At 60.5% G+C, this 15,637-nt stretch carries 15 protein-coding genes; 11 read left to right on the plus strand and 4 right to left on the minus strand.

Annotated features, from left to right (window positions below):
* Positions 1 to 22: 22 nt before the first annotated feature.
* The 10 genes from I8E17_RS00195 to I8E17_RS00240 all read left to right on the plus strand — a co-directional run bounded on the left by I8E17_RS00195 (position 23) and on the right by I8E17_RS00240 (position 9,949).
* Positions 23 to 451: a Fur family transcriptional regulator gene (locus I8E17_RS00195; protein WP_113367261.1), complete on the plus strand. Its 429-nt coding sequence runs from the start codon at positions 23 to 25 to the stop codon at positions 449 to 451.
* Between the two features lie 30 nt (positions 452 to 481).
* The gene (locus tag I8E17_RS00200; protein ID WP_113367262.1) at positions 482 to 1,279 is read left to right on the plus strand and encodes a 1-acyl-sn-glycerol-3-phosphate acyltransferase; all 798 of its coding nucleotides are present in this window, start codon (positions 482 to 484) and stop codon (positions 1,277 to 1,279) included.
* 61 nt (positions 1,280 to 1,340) lie between these two features.
* A complete protein-coding gene (miaB, locus tag I8E17_RS00205; RefSeq protein WP_113367263.1) occupies positions 1,341 to 2,753 on the plus strand; it encodes a tRNA (N6-isopentenyl adenosine(37)-C2)-methylthiotransferase MiaB in 1,413 nt (470 codons plus the stop codon).
* Between the two features lie 30 nt (positions 2,754 to 2,783).
* Complete coding sequence (locus I8E17_RS00210; RefSeq protein WP_069611161.1) at positions 2,784 to 3,836, plus strand: PhoH family protein; 1,053 nt, start codon at positions 2,784 to 2,786, stop codon at positions 3,834 to 3,836.
* An 18-nt stretch (positions 3,837 to 3,854) separates the two neighbouring features.
* Positions 3,855 to 4,361, plus strand: coding sequence for an rRNA maturation RNase YbeY (ybeY, locus tag I8E17_RS00215; RefSeq protein ID WP_113367264.1), 507 nt, complete (start codon positions 3,855 to 3,857; stop codon positions 4,359 to 4,361).
* Positions 4,362 to 4,386: 25 nt separating this feature from the next.
* Positions 4,387 to 5,559, plus strand: a complete 1,173-nt coding sequence (locus I8E17_RS00220) for a hemolysin family protein (protein ID WP_069611163.1) — start codon at positions 4,387 to 4,389, stop codon at positions 5,557 to 5,559.
* A 78-nt stretch (positions 5,560 to 5,637) separates the two neighbouring features.
* Entirely contained in the window at positions 5,638 to 7,239 is a 1,602-nt protein-coding gene (gene lnt, locus I8E17_RS00225; protein ID WP_113367265.1) for an apolipoprotein N-acyltransferase, read from the plus strand.
* Between the two features lie 151 nt (positions 7,240 to 7,390).
* A complete protein-coding gene (locus tag I8E17_RS00230) occupies positions 7,391 to 7,810 on the plus strand; it encodes a helix-turn-helix domain-containing protein (RefSeq protein WP_041677790.1) in 420 nt (139 codons plus the stop codon).
* 187 nt (positions 7,811 to 7,997) lie between these two features.
* Positions 7,998 to 9,251 carry a methionine adenosyltransferase gene (metK, locus tag I8E17_RS00235; RefSeq protein ID WP_069611165.1) on the plus strand — a complete coding sequence of 418 codons (1,254 nt, stop codon included), beginning with the start codon at positions 7,998 to 8,000 and terminating at the stop codon, positions 9,249 to 9,251.
* On the plus strand, positions 9,248 to 9,949 hold the full coding sequence (locus tag I8E17_RS00240) for a tRNA (guanosine(46)-N(7))-methyltransferase TrmB (RefSeq protein WP_113367266.1): 702 nt from the start codon (positions 9,248 to 9,250) through the stop codon (positions 9,947 to 9,949). The genes metK and I8E17_RS00240 overlap by 4 nt, the downstream gene beginning before the upstream one ends.
* Positions 9,950 to 10,108: 159 nt before the next feature.
* On the opposite strand, the gene I8E17_RS00245 is transcribed toward I8E17_RS00240, so the two are convergent.
* Positions 10,109 to 10,366: a DUF1150 family protein gene (locus tag I8E17_RS00245; RefSeq protein WP_069611167.1), complete on the minus strand. Its 258-nt coding sequence runs from the start codon at positions 10,364 to 10,366 to the stop codon at positions 10,109 to 10,111.
* Between the two features lie 158 nt (positions 10,367 to 10,524).
* Positions 10,525 to 10,956: an Hsp20 family protein gene (locus tag I8E17_RS00250; RefSeq protein ID WP_069611168.1), complete on the minus strand. Its 432-nt coding sequence runs from the start codon at positions 10,954 to 10,956 to the stop codon at positions 10,525 to 10,527.
* A 231-nt stretch (positions 10,957 to 11,187) separates the two neighbouring features.
* On the opposite strand from I8E17_RS00250, the gene I8E17_RS00255 reads away from it, so the two are divergent.
* The gene (locus I8E17_RS00255; RefSeq protein WP_069611169.1) at positions 11,188 to 12,132 is read left to right on the plus strand and encodes a nucleoside hydrolase; all 945 of its coding nucleotides are present in this window, start codon (positions 11,188 to 11,190) and stop codon (positions 12,130 to 12,132) included.
* Between the two features lie 66 nt (positions 12,133 to 12,198).
* On the opposite strand, the gene I8E17_RS00260 is transcribed toward I8E17_RS00255, so the two are convergent.
* On the minus strand, positions 12,199 to 14,544 hold the full coding sequence (locus tag I8E17_RS00260) for a methyl-accepting chemotaxis protein (RefSeq protein WP_113367282.1): 2,346 nt from the start codon (positions 14,542 to 14,544) through the stop codon (positions 12,199 to 12,201).
* A 193-nt stretch (positions 14,545 to 14,737) separates the two neighbouring features.
* A complete protein-coding gene (locus I8E17_RS00265; protein WP_069611170.1) occupies positions 14,738 to 15,637 on the minus strand; it encodes a ribokinase in 900 nt (299 codons plus the stop codon).

The raw sequence follows: 15,637 nt of genomic DNA on the forward strand, positions 1-15,637 counted from the left end.
TTTGGACCGAAGACAGCGATTGATGGAAGACGCCGTAAAATCCCTGGAGGAGCTTTGCGCCGAGCGCGGCATGCGCATGACGGATCAGCGCCGGGTCATTGCGCGCATCATCGAGAGCTCCGGCGATCACCCGGATGTCGAGGAGCTCTATCGCCGCTCGGTGGAGGTGGATGCGAAAATCTCGATCTCCACGGTGTACCGCACCGTCAAGCTGTTCGAGGACGCCGGCCTTCTTGCCCGCCATGATTTCCGCGATGGGCGCTCCCGCTACGAAACCGTGCCGGAAGAGCACCACGACCATCTGATCGACCTGAAGAGCGGTCAAGTGATCGAATTCCACTCGCCGGAGATCGAGGCGCTGCAGGAGCGCATCGCCCGCGAACACGGCTTCAAACTCGTCGACCACCGGCTGGAGCTTTACGGCATCCCGCTGAAGAAGGACGAAGGTTGACGTGAAGGCTTTCATGCAGGAGCGAGTGATTTGATGACCTGGCTGCGCATCGGCTGTGCCGCCGTGGTTATTTGTGTCGTCAGCGCGGTGATGCTGCCGCTGCAGATCCTCTGCCTGCGCTTTGACTGGAAGCTACGGCGCTATCTGCCTCGCTACTGGCATCGCATCGTCTGCTATTGGCTTGGTGTGCGCATTCATGTGATCGGCAAGATGGAGACGAGCCGGCCTCTCATGCTGGCCTCCAACCATTCGTCCTGGCTCGATATTCTCGTGCTTTCGGCAGTGGCCGATGTCTCATTCATCGCCAAATCCGAAGTACGGGACTGGCCGATCTTCGGGCTTTTTGCGCAGTGGCAGAAGAGCGTCTTCGTGGAGCGCGAGCAGAAGCGCAAAACCGGCGAGCAGGTGAACGAAATCGCCGACCGTATGGCTGACGGTGAAATCATGGTGTTGTTCCCTGAAGGAACCACGTCCGACGGCAATCGCCTTCTCGAAGTCAAGTCCTCGCTGTTCGGCGCGGCCGCTGCCGCCCTGCCGAAGACGCCGAATGCCGTCGTGCATGTCCAGCCGGTCGCGGTCGCCTATACCCGCGTCCATGGAACGCCCATGGGCCGCTATTATCGCCCGCTGACGGCATGGCCTGGCGATATCGAGCTCGTGCCGCACCTGAAGGGCATCATCCAGTGCGGTGCCATCGATGTCGACGTCTGCTTCGGCGAGGCGGTGGATTATCGCGCTGGCACCAATCGCAAGGAAGTCAGCGCCACCATCGCCAGGCGCATCCGCAATATGCTTGCCGGCCGCCTGCTCGGGCGCGAGATCGCCTGATTTCCAGGTGATTCCAACTTTTTCATTTTCTCCGAAAGCAAAAGCCACTACATAGCGGCCCATGACCAAGGACAGCCTAACCCTCGACGCCCCGGCGGCCAACGCTTTGCAGCTCGGTTCCCGCGATGGCTCCAACAGCCGCAAGGTTTTCATCAAGACCTACGGTTGCCAGATGAACGTCTATGATTCCACGCGGATGAGCGATGCGCTTTCCCGCGACGGCTATGAGCCGACCGAGGACATGGAGGAGGCCGATCTCGTTCTTTTGAACACCTGCCATATCCGCGAGAAGGCGGCCGAAAAGGTCTATTCCGCGCTTGGCCGCCTGCGCGAAATGAAGAAGCGCAAAGCTGCCGATGGCCGCGAGATGATGATCGGCGTCACCGGCTGCGTCGCCCAGGCCGAGGGCGAGGAAATCCTGCGGCGCGCGCCTGCCGTCGATGTCGTCATCGGCCCGCAGACCTATCATCGCCTGCCGGACGCGCTTCGCCGCGCCAAGGAAGGCCAGCGCGTCGTCGACACGGAATATGCGATCGAGGACAAGTTCGAGCATCTGCCGATCGCCGAAAAGACGAAGATCCGCGCCCGCGGCGTTACTGCCTTTCTGACGGTACAGGAAGGCTGTGACAAGTTCTGCACCTTCTGTGTCGTGCCATATACGCGCGGCTCAGAAGTCTCCCGCCCGGTCGCGCAGATCGTCGAAGAGGCCGAGAAGCTGGTGGATGGCGGCGTGCGCGAGATCACGTTGCTTGGCCAGAACGTCAACGCATGGCATGGCATCGGCCCGAAGGGCGAAGCCTGGAGCCTCGGCGATCTCCTTTATCGCATGGCTGAGATCCCCGGCCTCGCGCGCCTGCGCTACACGACCAGCCACCCGCGCGACATGGACGACCGCCTTATCGGCGCCCATCGCGACCTGCGGACGCTGATGCCCTATCTGCATCTGCCCGTTCAGGCCGGCTCCGATCGCATCCTGAAGGCGATGAACCGGCGGCATACGGCCGCGGAATATCTGACGCTCATCGAGAGGATCCGTACTGCGCGCCCGGATATCGCCCTGTCGGGCGATTTCATCGTCGGCTTCCCGGGGGAGACAGATCAGGATTTTGAGGATACACTGAAGCTTATCGAGGAGGTGAATTATGCACAGGCCTTCTCGTTCAAATATTCCACGCGGCCGGGCACACCCGGCGCGGAATTGAAGGATCAGGTGCCCGAAGAGGCCAAGACCGAGCGGCTGGAGCGTTTGCAGGCATTGTTGCTGAAGCAGCAGCATGCGTTTGCCGAGGCCTGTGTGGGCAAAACAGTGGATATCCTTCTGGAAAAGCCGGGCCGGATGCCGGGCCAGTTGATTGGACGCTCTCCCTGGCTGCAGTCTGTGAATGTTGATGCAAAAGCATCGCAAATCGGTGACATTATCAACGTACGAATCACCGGAACCAGCACCAACAGCCTTTTTGCTGAATTGCTCTAGGTTCCGGACGGGCACAAGGAGCCGCACCGCTTGAACGGACAGGAATTGGTTTCTTCTTCATCGCGCCAGCCCCGCACCGCGAGCGACGCCAATCACTTCACCCTGACGTTCGAGAATAATCGGTTCGCCAGCGAACTTTTCGGGCAGTTCGACCAGAATTTGAAGCTGCTTGAGGAGCGCCTCGGCATCGATGCTCGCGCTCGTGGCAACTCCGTCGTCATCACAGGCGATGTACTGGCCACCAATCAGGCACGCCGTACGCTCGATTACCTCTATGACAAGCTGCAAAAAGGCGGCAATGTGGAGCGTTCCGATGTGGAAGGGGCAATCCGCATGGCGGTTGCCGCCGACGACCAATTGACGCTGCCGACCATGGAGAGAAAAGCCAAGTTGACGATGGCGCAGATTTCGACGCGCAAGAAGACGATCATCGCACGGACGCCGACCCAGGATGCCTATATGCGGGCGCTGGAGCGGTCCGAGCTCGTCCTCGGTGTCGGACCTGCCGGTACGGGCAAGACCTATCTCGCCGTCGCGCACGCCGCCCAGCTTCTGGAGCGCGGTGCCGTTGAAAAGATCATCCTGTCGCGCCCGGCCGTCGAAGCCGGCGAGCGGCTCGGCTTCCTGCCTGGCGACATGAAGGAAAAGGTCGATCCATACCTGCGCCCGCTCTATGACGCGCTTTACGACATGATGCCCGGCGACAAGGTCGAGCGTGCCATCACGGCAGGCGTCATTGAGATCGCGCCGCTCGCCTTCATGCGTGGCCGCACGCTCTCCAATGCCGCCGTTATCCTCGATGAGGCGCAGAACACGACATCCATGCAGATGAAGATGTTCCTGACCCGTCTCGGCGAGAACTCGCGGATGATCGTGACGGGCGATCCGAGCCAGATCGACTTGCCGCGCGGCGTCAAATCCGGCCTCGTGGAAGCGCTGCAGCTGCTGGATGGCGTCGAGGGCATCACCATCGTACGCTTCAAGGATACGGACGTTGTTCGTCATCCGCTGGTGGCACGTATCGTCCGGGCCTACGATTCCACCTACGCCGCCAAGGCAGAGGAAAGCGATCCGCAGATCTGATCTGCGGCACGAAAGCTCATGGCCGAACTCGATATACAGATCAGCGTGGAGGAGGGCGATTGGCCCTCCGAAGACATATTGCAATCGCTTGCCGAGCGGGTGCTGGGCGAGGCTGCGAATTATCTCAAGAAACATGAGAGGCAGCCATTTCCGAAGATTGCCCCTGAATTGTCGCTGGTCTTTACCGACGACGCTTCGATCCGCGAGATCAATGCGGAATGGCGCTCTCAGGACAAGGCGACGAACGTTCTGTCCTTTCCGGCTTTCCCGCTGCAGCCCGGCGGCAAGCCCGGCCCGATGCTGGGCGATATCATCATCGCCAGGGAGACGGTGGAGCGTGAGGCGGTGGATCTCGAAAAGAGTTTTGACGACCATCTGACGCATTTGATGGTGCATGGTTTCTTGCATCTCTTCGGCTACGACCATATGAATAATAGCGAAGCCGAAAGAATGGAGGGGCTGGAGACTCGCATTTTGGCTAGTCTTGGCCTATCTGATCCCTATGCGGGACAAGACCCCATTTGATCTGAACCCTGTCTGACCAGGAACAATGAGCGACTTTACGACAAGATCGGCCCCCGAGGCCAAAGACGGAGCCGAAGCAGCCTCCTCCGACGAGGTAGGCAGTAGTAGCAACGGCAAGCGATCCCACTCTTCATTCTGGGCACGTGCCGCGCGCATTCTGCGCCCGACACAGGACGCCGCCCGCTTGCGCGAGGACCTTGCCGACGCGTTGATGACCAACGCTGCCGGTAACGATGCCTTCTCCCCCGATGAGCGTGCAATGCTGCACAACATCCTGCGCTTCCGCGAGGTGCGCGTCGAGGATGTCATGGTGCCGCGCGCCGATATCGAGGCCGTGGATCAGAATATCACCATCGGCGAGCTGATGATCCTCTTCGAGGAAAGCGGCCGTTCGCGCATGCCCGTCTATGCCGACACGCTCGATGATCCACGCGGCATGGTGCATATCCGCGACCTGCTGTCCTATGTCGCCAAACAGGCCCGCAACAAGCGCCGCAGCGGCAGTGCTAAGACGGCGGCTGCGGCAACGGCAGCACCTGCAGCCGAAAAGCCGGCACGCTCGGCCAAGCCGAACTTCGATCTATCGCGTGTCGATCTGCAGAAGACGCTGGTCGAAGCCGGTATCATCCGCAAGATCCTGTTCGTGCCGCCTTCGATGCTTGCCTCCGATCTCCTGCGTCGCATGCAGGTCAACCGAACGCAGATGGCCCTCGTCATCGATGAATACGGTGGCACGGACGGCCTGGCGTCGCATGAGGACATCGTCGAAATGGTCGTCGGCGACATTGATGACGAGCACGATGACGAAGAAGTCATGTTCAAGCGCGTCTCCGAAGACGTCTTCGTGGCGGATGCCCGCGTCGAGCTGGAGGAGATCGCAGCCGCGATCGGTCCGGATTTCGATATCGCCGAGCAGGTGGACGAGGTGGACACGCTCGGTGGCCTGATCTTCTCCGCGCTTGGCCGCATTCCGGTGCGTGGCGAGGTGGTGCAGGCGCTTCCAGGCTTCGAATTCCACATTCTCGATGCCGATCCGCGCCGCATCAAGCGGGTGCGCATCACGCGTAAGCGCCATGCAGTTCGCCGCCGGCCGACCGTCAAGCTGGAAGGCGATGCCGGTGCGCCGGAGCGCGATTTGCCGGCACCGGAAACGATCGCAGAGGAAACGCCGGCCGAGCGTAACGCCGCCCGCCAATAAATGGCGCGAGAGCGGGACAAATCGCTGCATTTTTGAAAGACTGCGCCCAATTGATTCGCGATTGGACGGAGCTGACGCATGGAATGGCTTTCGGGCAGGGTGATCCTCGTCTGGGGTTTCAAACGTGCGTTGCTTACGGTTTTGGCCGGTGCCATCGGCGTGCTGGCGCTGCCGCCCTTCGGCTTCTTCGCGGCAATGTTCGTCTCGTTCACGCTGCTCGTCTGGCTGCTGGATGGCGTTGCTGCCGGCCCGGATAGCGGTCTGCTCGGGCGCCTCTGGCCCGCCTTCTTCACCGGCTGGCTGTTCGGCTTCGGCTATTTTGTCGCCGGCCTGTGGTGGCTCGGCCATGCGCTGCTGATCGATGCCGATGAGTTCGCCTGGGCGCTGCCGCTGGCAATCCTCGGCCTGCCGGCCTTTCTGGCCGTTTTCTACGGCGTCGCGACCGTGCTTGCACGGGCTCTCTGGTCCGACGGCATGGGGCGTATCGCAGCACTTGCCTTCAGTTTCGGTATCCTGGAATGGCTGCGCAGCTTTCTTTTCACCGGCTTTCCCTGGAATGCAATTGGCTATGGCGCCATGCCCATTCCGCTGATGATGCAGTCAGCGCATGTCGTCGGCGTGCTCGGAGTGACCGTGCTTGCCGTCTTCGTCTTTGCGACCCCTGCGCTGCTCGGCACGCGCCAGGGGCGGGTGCCGGGGATCAGCCTTGCCGTCCTCATCACCGCCGCTCATTTCGGTTATGGCTATTACGCACTGGGCCAGCCGGAAGCGCCGTTGGCCGATGCCAAGACGGCACCTGTGGTACGTATCGTTCAGCCGTCCATCGACCAGGAAACCAAGATGGATACGGCCGCCGACCGTGCCGCCATTTTCGACAAGCATTTGGCGCTCTCGGTCCAGCCGCCTGCAAATGGCGGCAAACGGCCCGACATCATCGTCTGGCCGGAAACGGCCGTACCCTTCATCCTCACCGATAACCGCGATGCGCTGGCGCGGATTGCCGATCAGCTCGAAGACGATCAGATCCTGATCACCGGCGCCGTCCGCGTCGAAGACATGGGGCCGGGAGTCGAGCCGCGCTATTATAATTCGATCTATGTCATCGACGGTCGCGGACAGATCATCGGTGCGTCCGACAAGACCCATCTCGTCCCCTTCGGCGAGTACGTGCCCTTCGAGCACATTCTGAGCTATCTCGGCATCGAGAATGTCGTGGAACTGCCGGGAGGGTTTTCAGCGGCCGCCAAACGGGAATTGCTGAGCATGCCGGATGGCCTGAAATTTTATCCGCTGATCTGTTACGAGATCATTTTTCCGAACGAGATGACGCCGGAGATCTGGCAGGCCGACGCCATCTTGAACGTCACGAATGACGGCTGGTTCGGCGATACGCCTGGTCCATACCAGCATTTCCAGCAGGCAAGGGTGAGGGCGGTGGAGCAGGGACTGCCGTTGATTCGAAGCGCCAATACCGGCATTTCAGCATTTGTTGATGCACACGGACGGGTGCTTTCCGGTATCGATTATAATCAGCAAGGCTTTATAGATACCACTTTAGGTGGCGCAACCGTATCGCGCATCGACGATAAAGCCAGAAAAACATACTTTTGGTTGATCATCGGAGCAGTCGGCATGATTGCCGTGATTTCGCGCATGGGTTTTATTTTCAGGGTGAATTGACCAAAAAACCCTAAAATTGCATAGTGCTAGATGTCCGCCTTTCGAACGTAGACTGGAGGCCTTGGGGGCGTCGGCTGCAACGTGGCGTTATAGGGGTGGTGAAGGGTACCGGGTGGCAGGTCCTGAATTCAACCTATGTTAGGGTAAAATGATGATTGAGAATAAAAAGAAGCCGAACCCCATCGACATTCATGTCGGTAGCCGCATACGCCTCCGCCGCACGATGCTTGGCATGAGCCAGGAGAAGCTCGGCGAAAGCCTCGGAATCACGTTTCAACAAATCCAGAAATACGAAAAAGGCACCAACCGCGTTGGCGCGAGCCGCCTCCAAAATATCTCCAGCATCCTCAATGTCCCGGTTTCCTTCTTTTTCGAGGATGCGCCGGGCGAGCACGCCGCCGGTGCGGGCGGCATGGCCGAGGCATCCAGCTCCAACTACGTCGTCGACTTTCTGTCGTCTTCCGAAGGATTGCAGCTCAACCGCGCCTTCGTGAAAATTTCCGATGGCAAGGTCCGACGCAAGGTTGTCGAGCTGGTCAAGGCCCTCGCGGCCGAGGCGGATGCCGAATAACCCTTCCAAGCGGGGTTAAACCGACAAAGTCGAGAGGCGGTCATTTTGGCCGCCTTTTCGCTATTTACGGCAAAATTTTATCACTCGAGCGGGGACATAAAGATATATTTATGTCCTTGTGCGGCTTGTTTTTCGAGGCGGAGACGAATATCAAAAGCAGAGATTTGTTCTTTGAGGGGAATCCCGCATGCGCGCGAATTATCTGTTTACGAGTGAGTCTGTTGCCGAAGGTCACCCGGATAAAGTTTGTGACCGCATTTCCGATGAAATCGTCGATCTGGTTTACCGCGAGGCTGCAAAGACCGGCGTAAACCCATGGACCGTGCGCATTGCATGCGAGACCCTTGCCACCACCAATCGCGTCGTCATTGCCGGTGAAGTGCGTTTGCCGCCGAGCCTGATGAAGAAGGACAAGGATGGCAATGACGTCATCAATCCTTCGAAGTTCAAGGCTGCCGCACGCCGCGCCATCAAGGACATCGGCTACGAGCAGGACGGCTTCCACTGGAAGAAGGCCCGCATCGACGTGCTCCTGCATTCGCAGTCTGCCGATATCGCCCAGGGCGTCGACAATGCCTCCGACCAGCAGGGCGACGAAGGTGCCGGCGACCAGGGCATCATGTTCGGCTACGCCTGCAAGGAAACGCCTGATCTCATGCCGGCGCCGATCTACTATTCGCACAAGATCCTGCAGCTGCTCGCTACCGCCCGCAAGAAGGGCGACGGTGAAGTTGCCAAGCTCGGCCCGGACGCCAAGAGCCAGGTGACGGTCCGTTACGTCGACGGCAAGCCGTCCGAAGTGACCTCGATCGTGCTTTCCACCCAGCATCTCGACGAGAGCTGGGATTCGAAGAAGGTTCGTGCCGTTGTCGAACCCTATATCGTCGAAGCGCTCGGCGACCTGAAGATCGCTTCCGATTGCAAGTGGTACATCAATCCCACGGGCAAGTTCGTCATCGGCGGTCCGGACGGCGACGCCGGCCTCACTGGCCGCAAGATCATCGTCGATACCTATGGCGGCGCAGCCCCGCATGGCGGCGGTGCATTCTCCGGCAAGGACACGACCAAGGTCGACCGTTCTGCGGCCTATGCCGCCCGCTATCTGGCGAAGAACGTCGTTGCCGCCGGTCTCTCCGATCGCTGCACGATCCAGCTCTCCTACGCCATCGGCGTTGCTCAGCCGCTGTCGATCTATGTCGATCTGCACGGCACGGGCAAGGGCGTCACCGAGGATCAGGTCGAAGCGGCTATCCGCAAGAACATGGACCTTTCGCCGACCGGCATCCGCCGCCACCTCGACCTCAACAAGCCGATCTACGCCAAGACTTCGGCTTACGGTCACTTCGGCCGCAAGGCCGGCCGTGACGGCTCCTTCTCCTGGGAGCGTACGGACCTGGTGAAGGCCCTCAAGGAAGCCGTGAAGCTCCGGGAAGCCGCATGATCGATACCGAGCGCCGGTCGCGGGCGACGGAAGCATTCTTCGGCCGGCGCAAGGGTAAAGCCTTGCGCGGCCAGCAGGCCGAAAAGCTGGAAGCATTGCTGCCGCAGTTCATCATCGACCTTTCCGCCCCGGCGCCGCAGCCGCTGAACGACCTTTTCCCGGTGCCGACCGAGCGTCTGCGCTTGGAGATCGGTTTTGGCGGTGGAGAGCATCTGATTCACCGGGCGCTGGAGCAGCCAAAGACCGGCTTCATCGGCGTAGAACCTTTCGTCAATTCGATGCAGAAGTTGCTTGCTAGCGTCGACGACGCGGGTGCGCGCAATATCCGCGTCTACAATGACGACGCGACGCAGGTGCTGGATTGGCTTCCGGATGCCTGCCTGGATCAGATCGACCTGCTCTATCCCGACCCCTGGCCGAAGAAGAAGCATTGGAAGCGTCGTTTCGTTTCGCAGGTGAACCTTGCCCGCTTCCATCGCGTCCTGAAGCCCGGCGCGCTCTTCTGCTTCGCCTCCGACATCGACACCTACGTCAATTGGACGCTGCAGCATTGCCAGGCGCACGGCGGCTTCGAGTGGGCTGCGCAGAATGCCGCCGACTGGCTGACGCCCTATAAGGGCTGGCCGAGCACGCGCTACGAAGCCAAGGCCAGGCGCGAAGGGCGCTCGTCGGCCTATCTGACCTTCAAGAGGGTCTGATCGCTCCGACGGCGGGCGAGAATTTCGGGTTGAGATATTCGCACTATCCTGCGTGACGACCGCCGTTGGGCGGTCTGGATCATGCGCGCGTTGCCAGGTGGGGCCGGTTCGATGCGGTCCTTGCGGACGGTGACGTTCACCGTCAGACGACGCTCATGGTCAGTGCAGGCTGACCGTCTTCAATTCGTCTTCGGCAGCACGATAGAAGGTGCTGGAACGATTATCCGTCAAAAGGATCGGGGTGCCGTCGGCGCCAAAAAGCGCCCAGAGATCCACATCCGGATCGATATCGGGCGCTTCCGGGAAGCAGCGGGATACTTCGGACCAATCCATTTTTCTGATGTAGGCGACCTCACCGGTGCCGATATTGGCAAGTTCGGATTGGGTCAGGCGGGCGGTGGCTTCTTTCAACAACATGCTCGTACCTCCAGTATGAGGGACCAACGGCTCCAGAGCATGATGACCAAAAGTGAGAGCGGCTTTCAGGTGACGTCGTGCTCTAGTTCTTTGATTCTAGAGCCGATTCGGACTTCAGGTTGATTCGGCCTGAAATCATCCGGCTCTAGGCCGTTGTTCTACTGTGAGACCGAAATGTTAATTTTCTTTACCACGCGCTCCGGTTCCGGCCGAATGAGATCGACGGAGAGCAGACCGTTCTTCAGCGTGGCGCCTAGCACCTGCATGCCGTCGGCAAGAACGAAAACGCGCTGGAATTGCCGGGCGGCGATGCCCCGGTAGAGATAGTCGCGCTCGCCCTGTTCTATCTGGCGTCCGCGGATCAGCAGCTGGTTCTCTTCCGTCGTGACATCAAGCTCGTCTTCGGAAAAGCCCGCGACCGCCAGCGTGATGCGCAGACGTTCCGGTTCGCCCGACAGGCGGTCCGCGCGCATTCTTTCGATATTATAGGGAGGGTAACCGTCGCTGACCTTGGAAATCCGCTCAAGCGTCTTTTCCATAGTATCAAAGCCCAGAAGTAGCGGGCTGGCAAAGGGAGTCGTCCGGCTCATCGTCTCAAAGTCCTTGGGTGTCAAGCGACCGTTCCGGACCTGATATTCAGCACCCGGTTGTCCCTAATATGGGAGTACGCGCCTGCGAGTGCAAGCCATGAGGTCTTCGCATTTGCGAGATCGAAATCCGTGGTGAAAAATCGTTTTGTGACATGACGAGCGAGCGCTTGACAAAGCCGGACCGGACCCGCGACAAAGCCTGTCGATCTGCACCGGAGGAAAGTTGAAGACATGACCGAACCTAGAAAAATCATCATCGATACCGACCCCGGTCAGGATGACGCTGCGGCGATCTTTCTCGCCTTCGGCAGCCGCGAGGAGATCGAGGTGCTCGGCATCACGACGGTTGCCGGCAACGTGCCGCTGCGGCTGACCAGCCGCAACGCCCGCATCGTCTGCGAGCTCTGCAATCGCCGCGACGTCAAGGTATTTGCCGGGGCCGATGCGCCGCTCAAACGCAAGCTGGTCACGGCCGAACATGTGCACGGCAAGACCGGCCTCGACGGCCCCGAACTGTCCGAGCCGACAATGGAGTTGCAGCCCGGCCACGCCGTCGATTTCATCATCGATACGTTGCGCAAGGAACCGGAAGGCGCCGTGACCCTCTGCACGCTCGGCCCGCTGACCAATATCGCAATGGCTTTCCGGAAGGCGCCTGACATTGTCGGCCGCGTGGGCGAGCTCGTGATGATGGGCGGCGGCTTCTTCGAGGGCGGCAACATCACTCCGGCCGCCGAATTCAACATCTATGTCGATCCGGAGGCGGCAGACGTGGTGTTCCGTTCCGGCGTTCCTATCGTGATGATGCCGCTCGACGTCACGCATAAGCTGCTGACGCGAAAGGATCGCGTCGAGCGCATCGCAGCGGTCGGCACGCCGCCGGCCAAAGCCATGGTCGAAATGCTGCAATTCTTCGAGCGCTTCGATATCGAGAAATACGGTTCGGACGGCGGTCCGCTGCATGATCCGACCGTCATCGCCTACCTCTTGAAGCCTGAGCTGTTCAAGGGCCGCGAGTGCAATGTCGAGATCGAGGTGACATCGGAACTGACCGTCGGCATGACGGTCGTCGACTGGTGGCACGTTACCGACCGCAAGCGCAACGCAAAGGTCATGCGCGATGTCGATGCCGATGGCTTCTTCGCGCTTCTGACGGAACGCTTCGCTCGCATCTGATCAAGATCTATGCAAAAGGCCGCCGGAGCGAGCTGGCGGCCTTTTGCATCTCATTTAGTCGATAGTTCAAAACTCTTCCCATTCGTCCTGGGCGAGTGCATTGGCGCCCTGGGTCTGCGGAATTGCTTTACGTGCCGGTGCACTAACGGCCGCTGCCGGTCTGCGCGGCGTAACCGGAGCCCGCATCTGCTGAGCAGTCGCCCGCAATGCGCTGGCGTTGTCCTGGGCAGCACGGCCGGTGCGGAAACGCGCAACGAGCGTTCTGAGCGACTGGGCTTCCTCGGCGAGGGCGACGCTGGAAGCGGTGGTTTCCTCGACCATTGCGGCATTCTGCTGAGTGACCTGATCCATCTGGTTCATGGCCGAGTTGATTTCCTTCAGGCCGATCGCCTGCTCGCTCGCGGAAGCCGAAATCTGGCGGATCAGGCCGTTGATCTCCATGACCTGCTGGGCGATCTTGTGCAGGGCATCCCCCGTGCGGCCGACCAGATCGACGCCTTCCTTCACCTGTCCCGCCGAGGCATTGATCAAAGTCTTGATCTCCTTGGCGGCATTGGCCGAGCGCTGGGCCAACTCGCGCACCTCCTGCGCGACAACGGCGAAGCCCTTGCCTGCCTCGCCGGCACGCGCCGCTTCGACGCCGGCATTGAGCGCGAGAAGGTTGGTCTGGAAGGCGATTTCGTCGATGACGCCGATAATGCGCGACACTTCCTGCGACGATTGCTCGATGCCGTGCATGGAAGCGATAGCCTTTTGCACGATCTCGCCGGAATGCTCGGCATCCTCTGAGGCGGCATTGACGCTGCTGGCCGCCGTGCGTGCATTTTCCGCGCTGGAATTGACCTGCGCGGTCAGCTCGTTGAGGGCCGCCGCCGTCTCTTCGAGGCTTGCCGCCTGCTGTTCGGTGCGGCGGGCGAGGTCCGAGGCACTGTTGCTGATTTCGCCCGTGCCACTGCCGATATTGCCGACGCTGACATTGACGGTATGAACCGTCTCTTCGAGGCTTGCCAGCGCGGCATTGAAGTCCTGCTTGAGCTGGGCATATTCGCCGGGGAAATCGTCCGTGATCCGCTGGGTAAGGTTGCCCTTCGAAAGCTCGGCGAGGCTTTGGCCGAGAATGCTGACGATATGGCGCTGCAGGGCGACGCTCTCGTTGCGTTCGCTCTCCGAGCGGCGACGTTCACCCTCGGCAGCTAAGCGCTGATCGTTGGCTTCACCTTCAAGGCGCTTGGTGTCGGCAAGCGCAAAGCGGAAACCTTCCAGGGCCTTGGCGACCGAGCCAACTTCGTCTGCACCTGCCTGGCCGGCGACCGGTTCGGCATAATTGCCGGTACTGAGGCGATTGACGCTAGCAACGAGACCGGCGAGCGGCTTCTGCACGAAACCGCGCACAGCGACGTAGAGGGCGAGCATGACGGCGGCGAGCACGAGGATGCCGGCAACGATCATCATATAGGTCTGATCGCGTACCGGCGCCGCAATGGCGCTATGCGGTACGTCGATGAGAACAACCCAGGTGGCGTTGAGCCCGGGAACGGCGAAGGGATAGACGACGCGGTCGAACGCTTCGCCGCTATTTTCGGAGAGGTTCTTAAGGACGCTTGGAGAAGAGGAGGTCAGCGCCGCCTTGATCGCATCGGCGCCGGAGCCGTTATAGTCCTTCATCAGCAGGTTGGCGCTTGGGGCGACCAGCCACTTGTTGTCCTGGGAAACCAGGAGAACGCGACCAGTGCCGAACGGCTGCATTTTCTGCAGCTTCGCGGAGAGCGAATTGAGGGAGATGTCGACGCCCGCAACGCCGATCAGCTTACCGCCCGACATGACCGGGTAAGCGATCGAGCTCATGGTCGTCGGAACGTCGGTGCCCTGCGCGAGATAAGGCGGCGTGATCGCGCCTTTGCCGCTGTCGGCGGCAAGCTTCCACCAGGCGGCGCTGTAATCATTGTCGAAAGTCGAGAACTGGATGCCGCCATCCTTCGTCTTCGACCAATAGGGCGTAAACGCACCCTTATCGTTGACGCCTTGGTCCTTATTGTTGGCGAGCTCTGTCGTCTTGCCGTCGAAGGTGCCGAGCTGTTCGCAGAACCAGCTGCCGAAGGCAAAGGCATTCTGTTCGACATTCGCCTTGAGGATATTGATGATGCCCTTGCGATCGAAGGTATGACCTTCGTGACCGCGGCCGAGGATACCGGCCATGGAGCGGGCGGCGCTCGCCAGTTCGCCGACATTTGCCGCAATCTCGTTGGAAATGGACTTGGCCTCGGTATTCGCCTGATCCATCGTCAGCGTCTCGACGCGGTCGCGGGTCTGGGAAATCAGCAGAAAATTGGAAACCAGCAGAACGAGTGCGATCGCCAGTCCAGTGACCAAGATGAGCTTGGCCGCAAGCGACTTCATACGAAAGATGAACATCATTTCCTCGAAAAAGCGATGCGTCGGATACACATTATCCGAATGCAAGGTCGGCGCAGGATGGCCCTGTCATGGAGCCGCCGTGAGATTCCTGCCGCGTGTGGAAGGCCATGCGCGCCAGGCCAGAGGAGAATGATGTGGAAGCGCAAAAATTTAATTAATTGCGCTTCGCAATACTTATGGAATTTTAGCTTTAAAGCTTTTCGGCGACTTCGCTAGCAACCGGTATGGAAGGCTGTGCGCCCGGCTTCAGGCAGGCCAGCGAACCGGCAACGGCAGCACGGCGCAGGCTGGCGTGGAAATCCAGGCCCTGATCGAGGCTTGCGGCAAAATAGCCGCAAAAGGTGTCGCCGGCACCGACGGTGTCCACCGGCTCGATCACGAGACCCTTGGCGCGAGAAAGCTCGCCGTCGCGGATGGCGATGACGCCGTCGCCGCCGAGCGTGACGATTAGCGTCTGGCCGGTTTCGCCGTGCAGGCGAACGAGGGCAGCCTCGCGCTCGGATGCCGACATGTTGTCCTGGCCGGCCAATCTCTCGAATTCGGTCTCGTTGGCGATGACGATATCGGCAAGGCGGCCGAGGCGGGCAGCCTCCGGGATCAGAGGAGCAAGATTGAGCACGGTGCGTACGCCCTTTGCCTTCGCGGCGTTGAGCGCGGTTTCGACGGCTGCGACAGGGATCTCAAACTGCAGCATCAACGTATCGCCGGGGTTCAGGGCCGCCACGGCGGCTGTTGCGTGTTCGGCCGTATTCGTGCCGTTGGCACCGGGAACGACTGCGATCATGTTCTCGCCGTCGCCGCCGACGAGAATGAGAGCGGTACCGGTCGGCTCGGACACCCGCCGGACAGTGGAAAGATCCGTGCCTGCGGCCTGAAGCAGGTCCAGTGCGGGCTCCGCAAAGCCGTCATTGCCGACGGCACCGCTCATGCGCACCGTTGCGCCGGCCCGCCGGGCAGCCAGCGCCTGATTGGCGCCCTTGCCGCCGGCGGCCGTGGAAAAGCCGTTGCCGGCAACCGTTTCGCCCGGCTTCGGCAAACGATCCGTGGTGGCGATGAGGTCCATGTTGATGGAGCCGAAAATAGTGATCAT

The sequence above is a fragment of the Rhizobium sp. AB2/73 genome, assembly GCF_020871915.1.
Classification (GTDB): Bacteria; Pseudomonadota; Alphaproteobacteria; order Rhizobiales; family Rhizobiaceae; genus Rhizobium; species Rhizobium dioscoreae.

What these genes read in the sequence shown, in the direction of transcription:
- I8E17_RS00195 (WP_113367261.1), top strand. Translation starts at nt 23, where the DNA reads ATGGAAGACGCCGTAAAATCCCTGGAGGAGCTTTGCGCCGAGCGCGGC.
- miaB (WP_113367263.1), top strand. Translation starts at nt 1,341, where the DNA reads ATGACCAAGGACAGCCTAACCCTCGACGCCCCGGCGGCCAACGCTTTG.
- ybeY (WP_113367264.1), top strand. Translation starts at nt 3,855, where the DNA reads ATGGCCGAACTCGATATACAGATCAGCGTGGAGGAGGGCGATTGGCCC.
- I8E17_RS00220 (WP_069611163.1), top strand. Translation starts at nt 4,387, where the DNA reads ATGAGCGACTTTACGACAAGATCGGCCCCCGAGGCCAAAGACGGAGCC.
- lnt (WP_113367265.1), top strand. Translation starts at nt 5,638, where the DNA reads ATGGAATGGCTTTCGGGCAGGGTGATCCTCGTCTGGGGTTTCAAACGT.
- I8E17_RS00230 (WP_041677790.1), top strand. Translation starts at nt 7,391, where the DNA reads ATGATTGAGAATAAAAAGAAGCCGAACCCCATCGACATTCATGTCGGT.
- metK (WP_069611165.1), top strand. Translation starts at nt 7,998, where the DNA reads ATGCGCGCGAATTATCTGTTTACGAGTGAGTCTGTTGCCGAAGGTCAC.
- I8E17_RS00240 (WP_113367266.1), top strand. Translation starts at nt 9,248, where the DNA reads ATGATCGATACCGAGCGCCGGTCGCGGGCGACGGAAGCATTCTTCGGC.
- I8E17_RS00245 (WP_069611167.1), bottom strand. Translation starts at nt 10,366, where the DNA reads ATGTTGTTGAAAGAAGCCACCGCCCGCCTGACCCAATCCGAACTTGCC.
- I8E17_RS00250 (WP_069611168.1), bottom strand. Translation starts at nt 10,956, where the DNA reads ATGAGCCGGACGACTCCCTTTGCCAGCCCGCTACTTCTGGGCTTTGAT.
- I8E17_RS00255 (WP_069611169.1), top strand. Translation starts at nt 11,188, where the DNA reads ATGACCGAACCTAGAAAAATCATCATCGATACCGACCCCGGTCAGGAT.
- I8E17_RS00260 (WP_113367282.1), bottom strand. Translation starts at nt 14,544, where the DNA reads ATGTTCATCTTTCGTATGAAGTCGCTTGCGGCCAAGCTCATCTTGGTC.
- I8E17_RS00265 (WP_069611170.1), bottom strand. Translation starts at nt 15,637, where the DNA reads ATGATCACTATTTTCGGCTCCATCAACATGGACCTCATCGCCACCACG.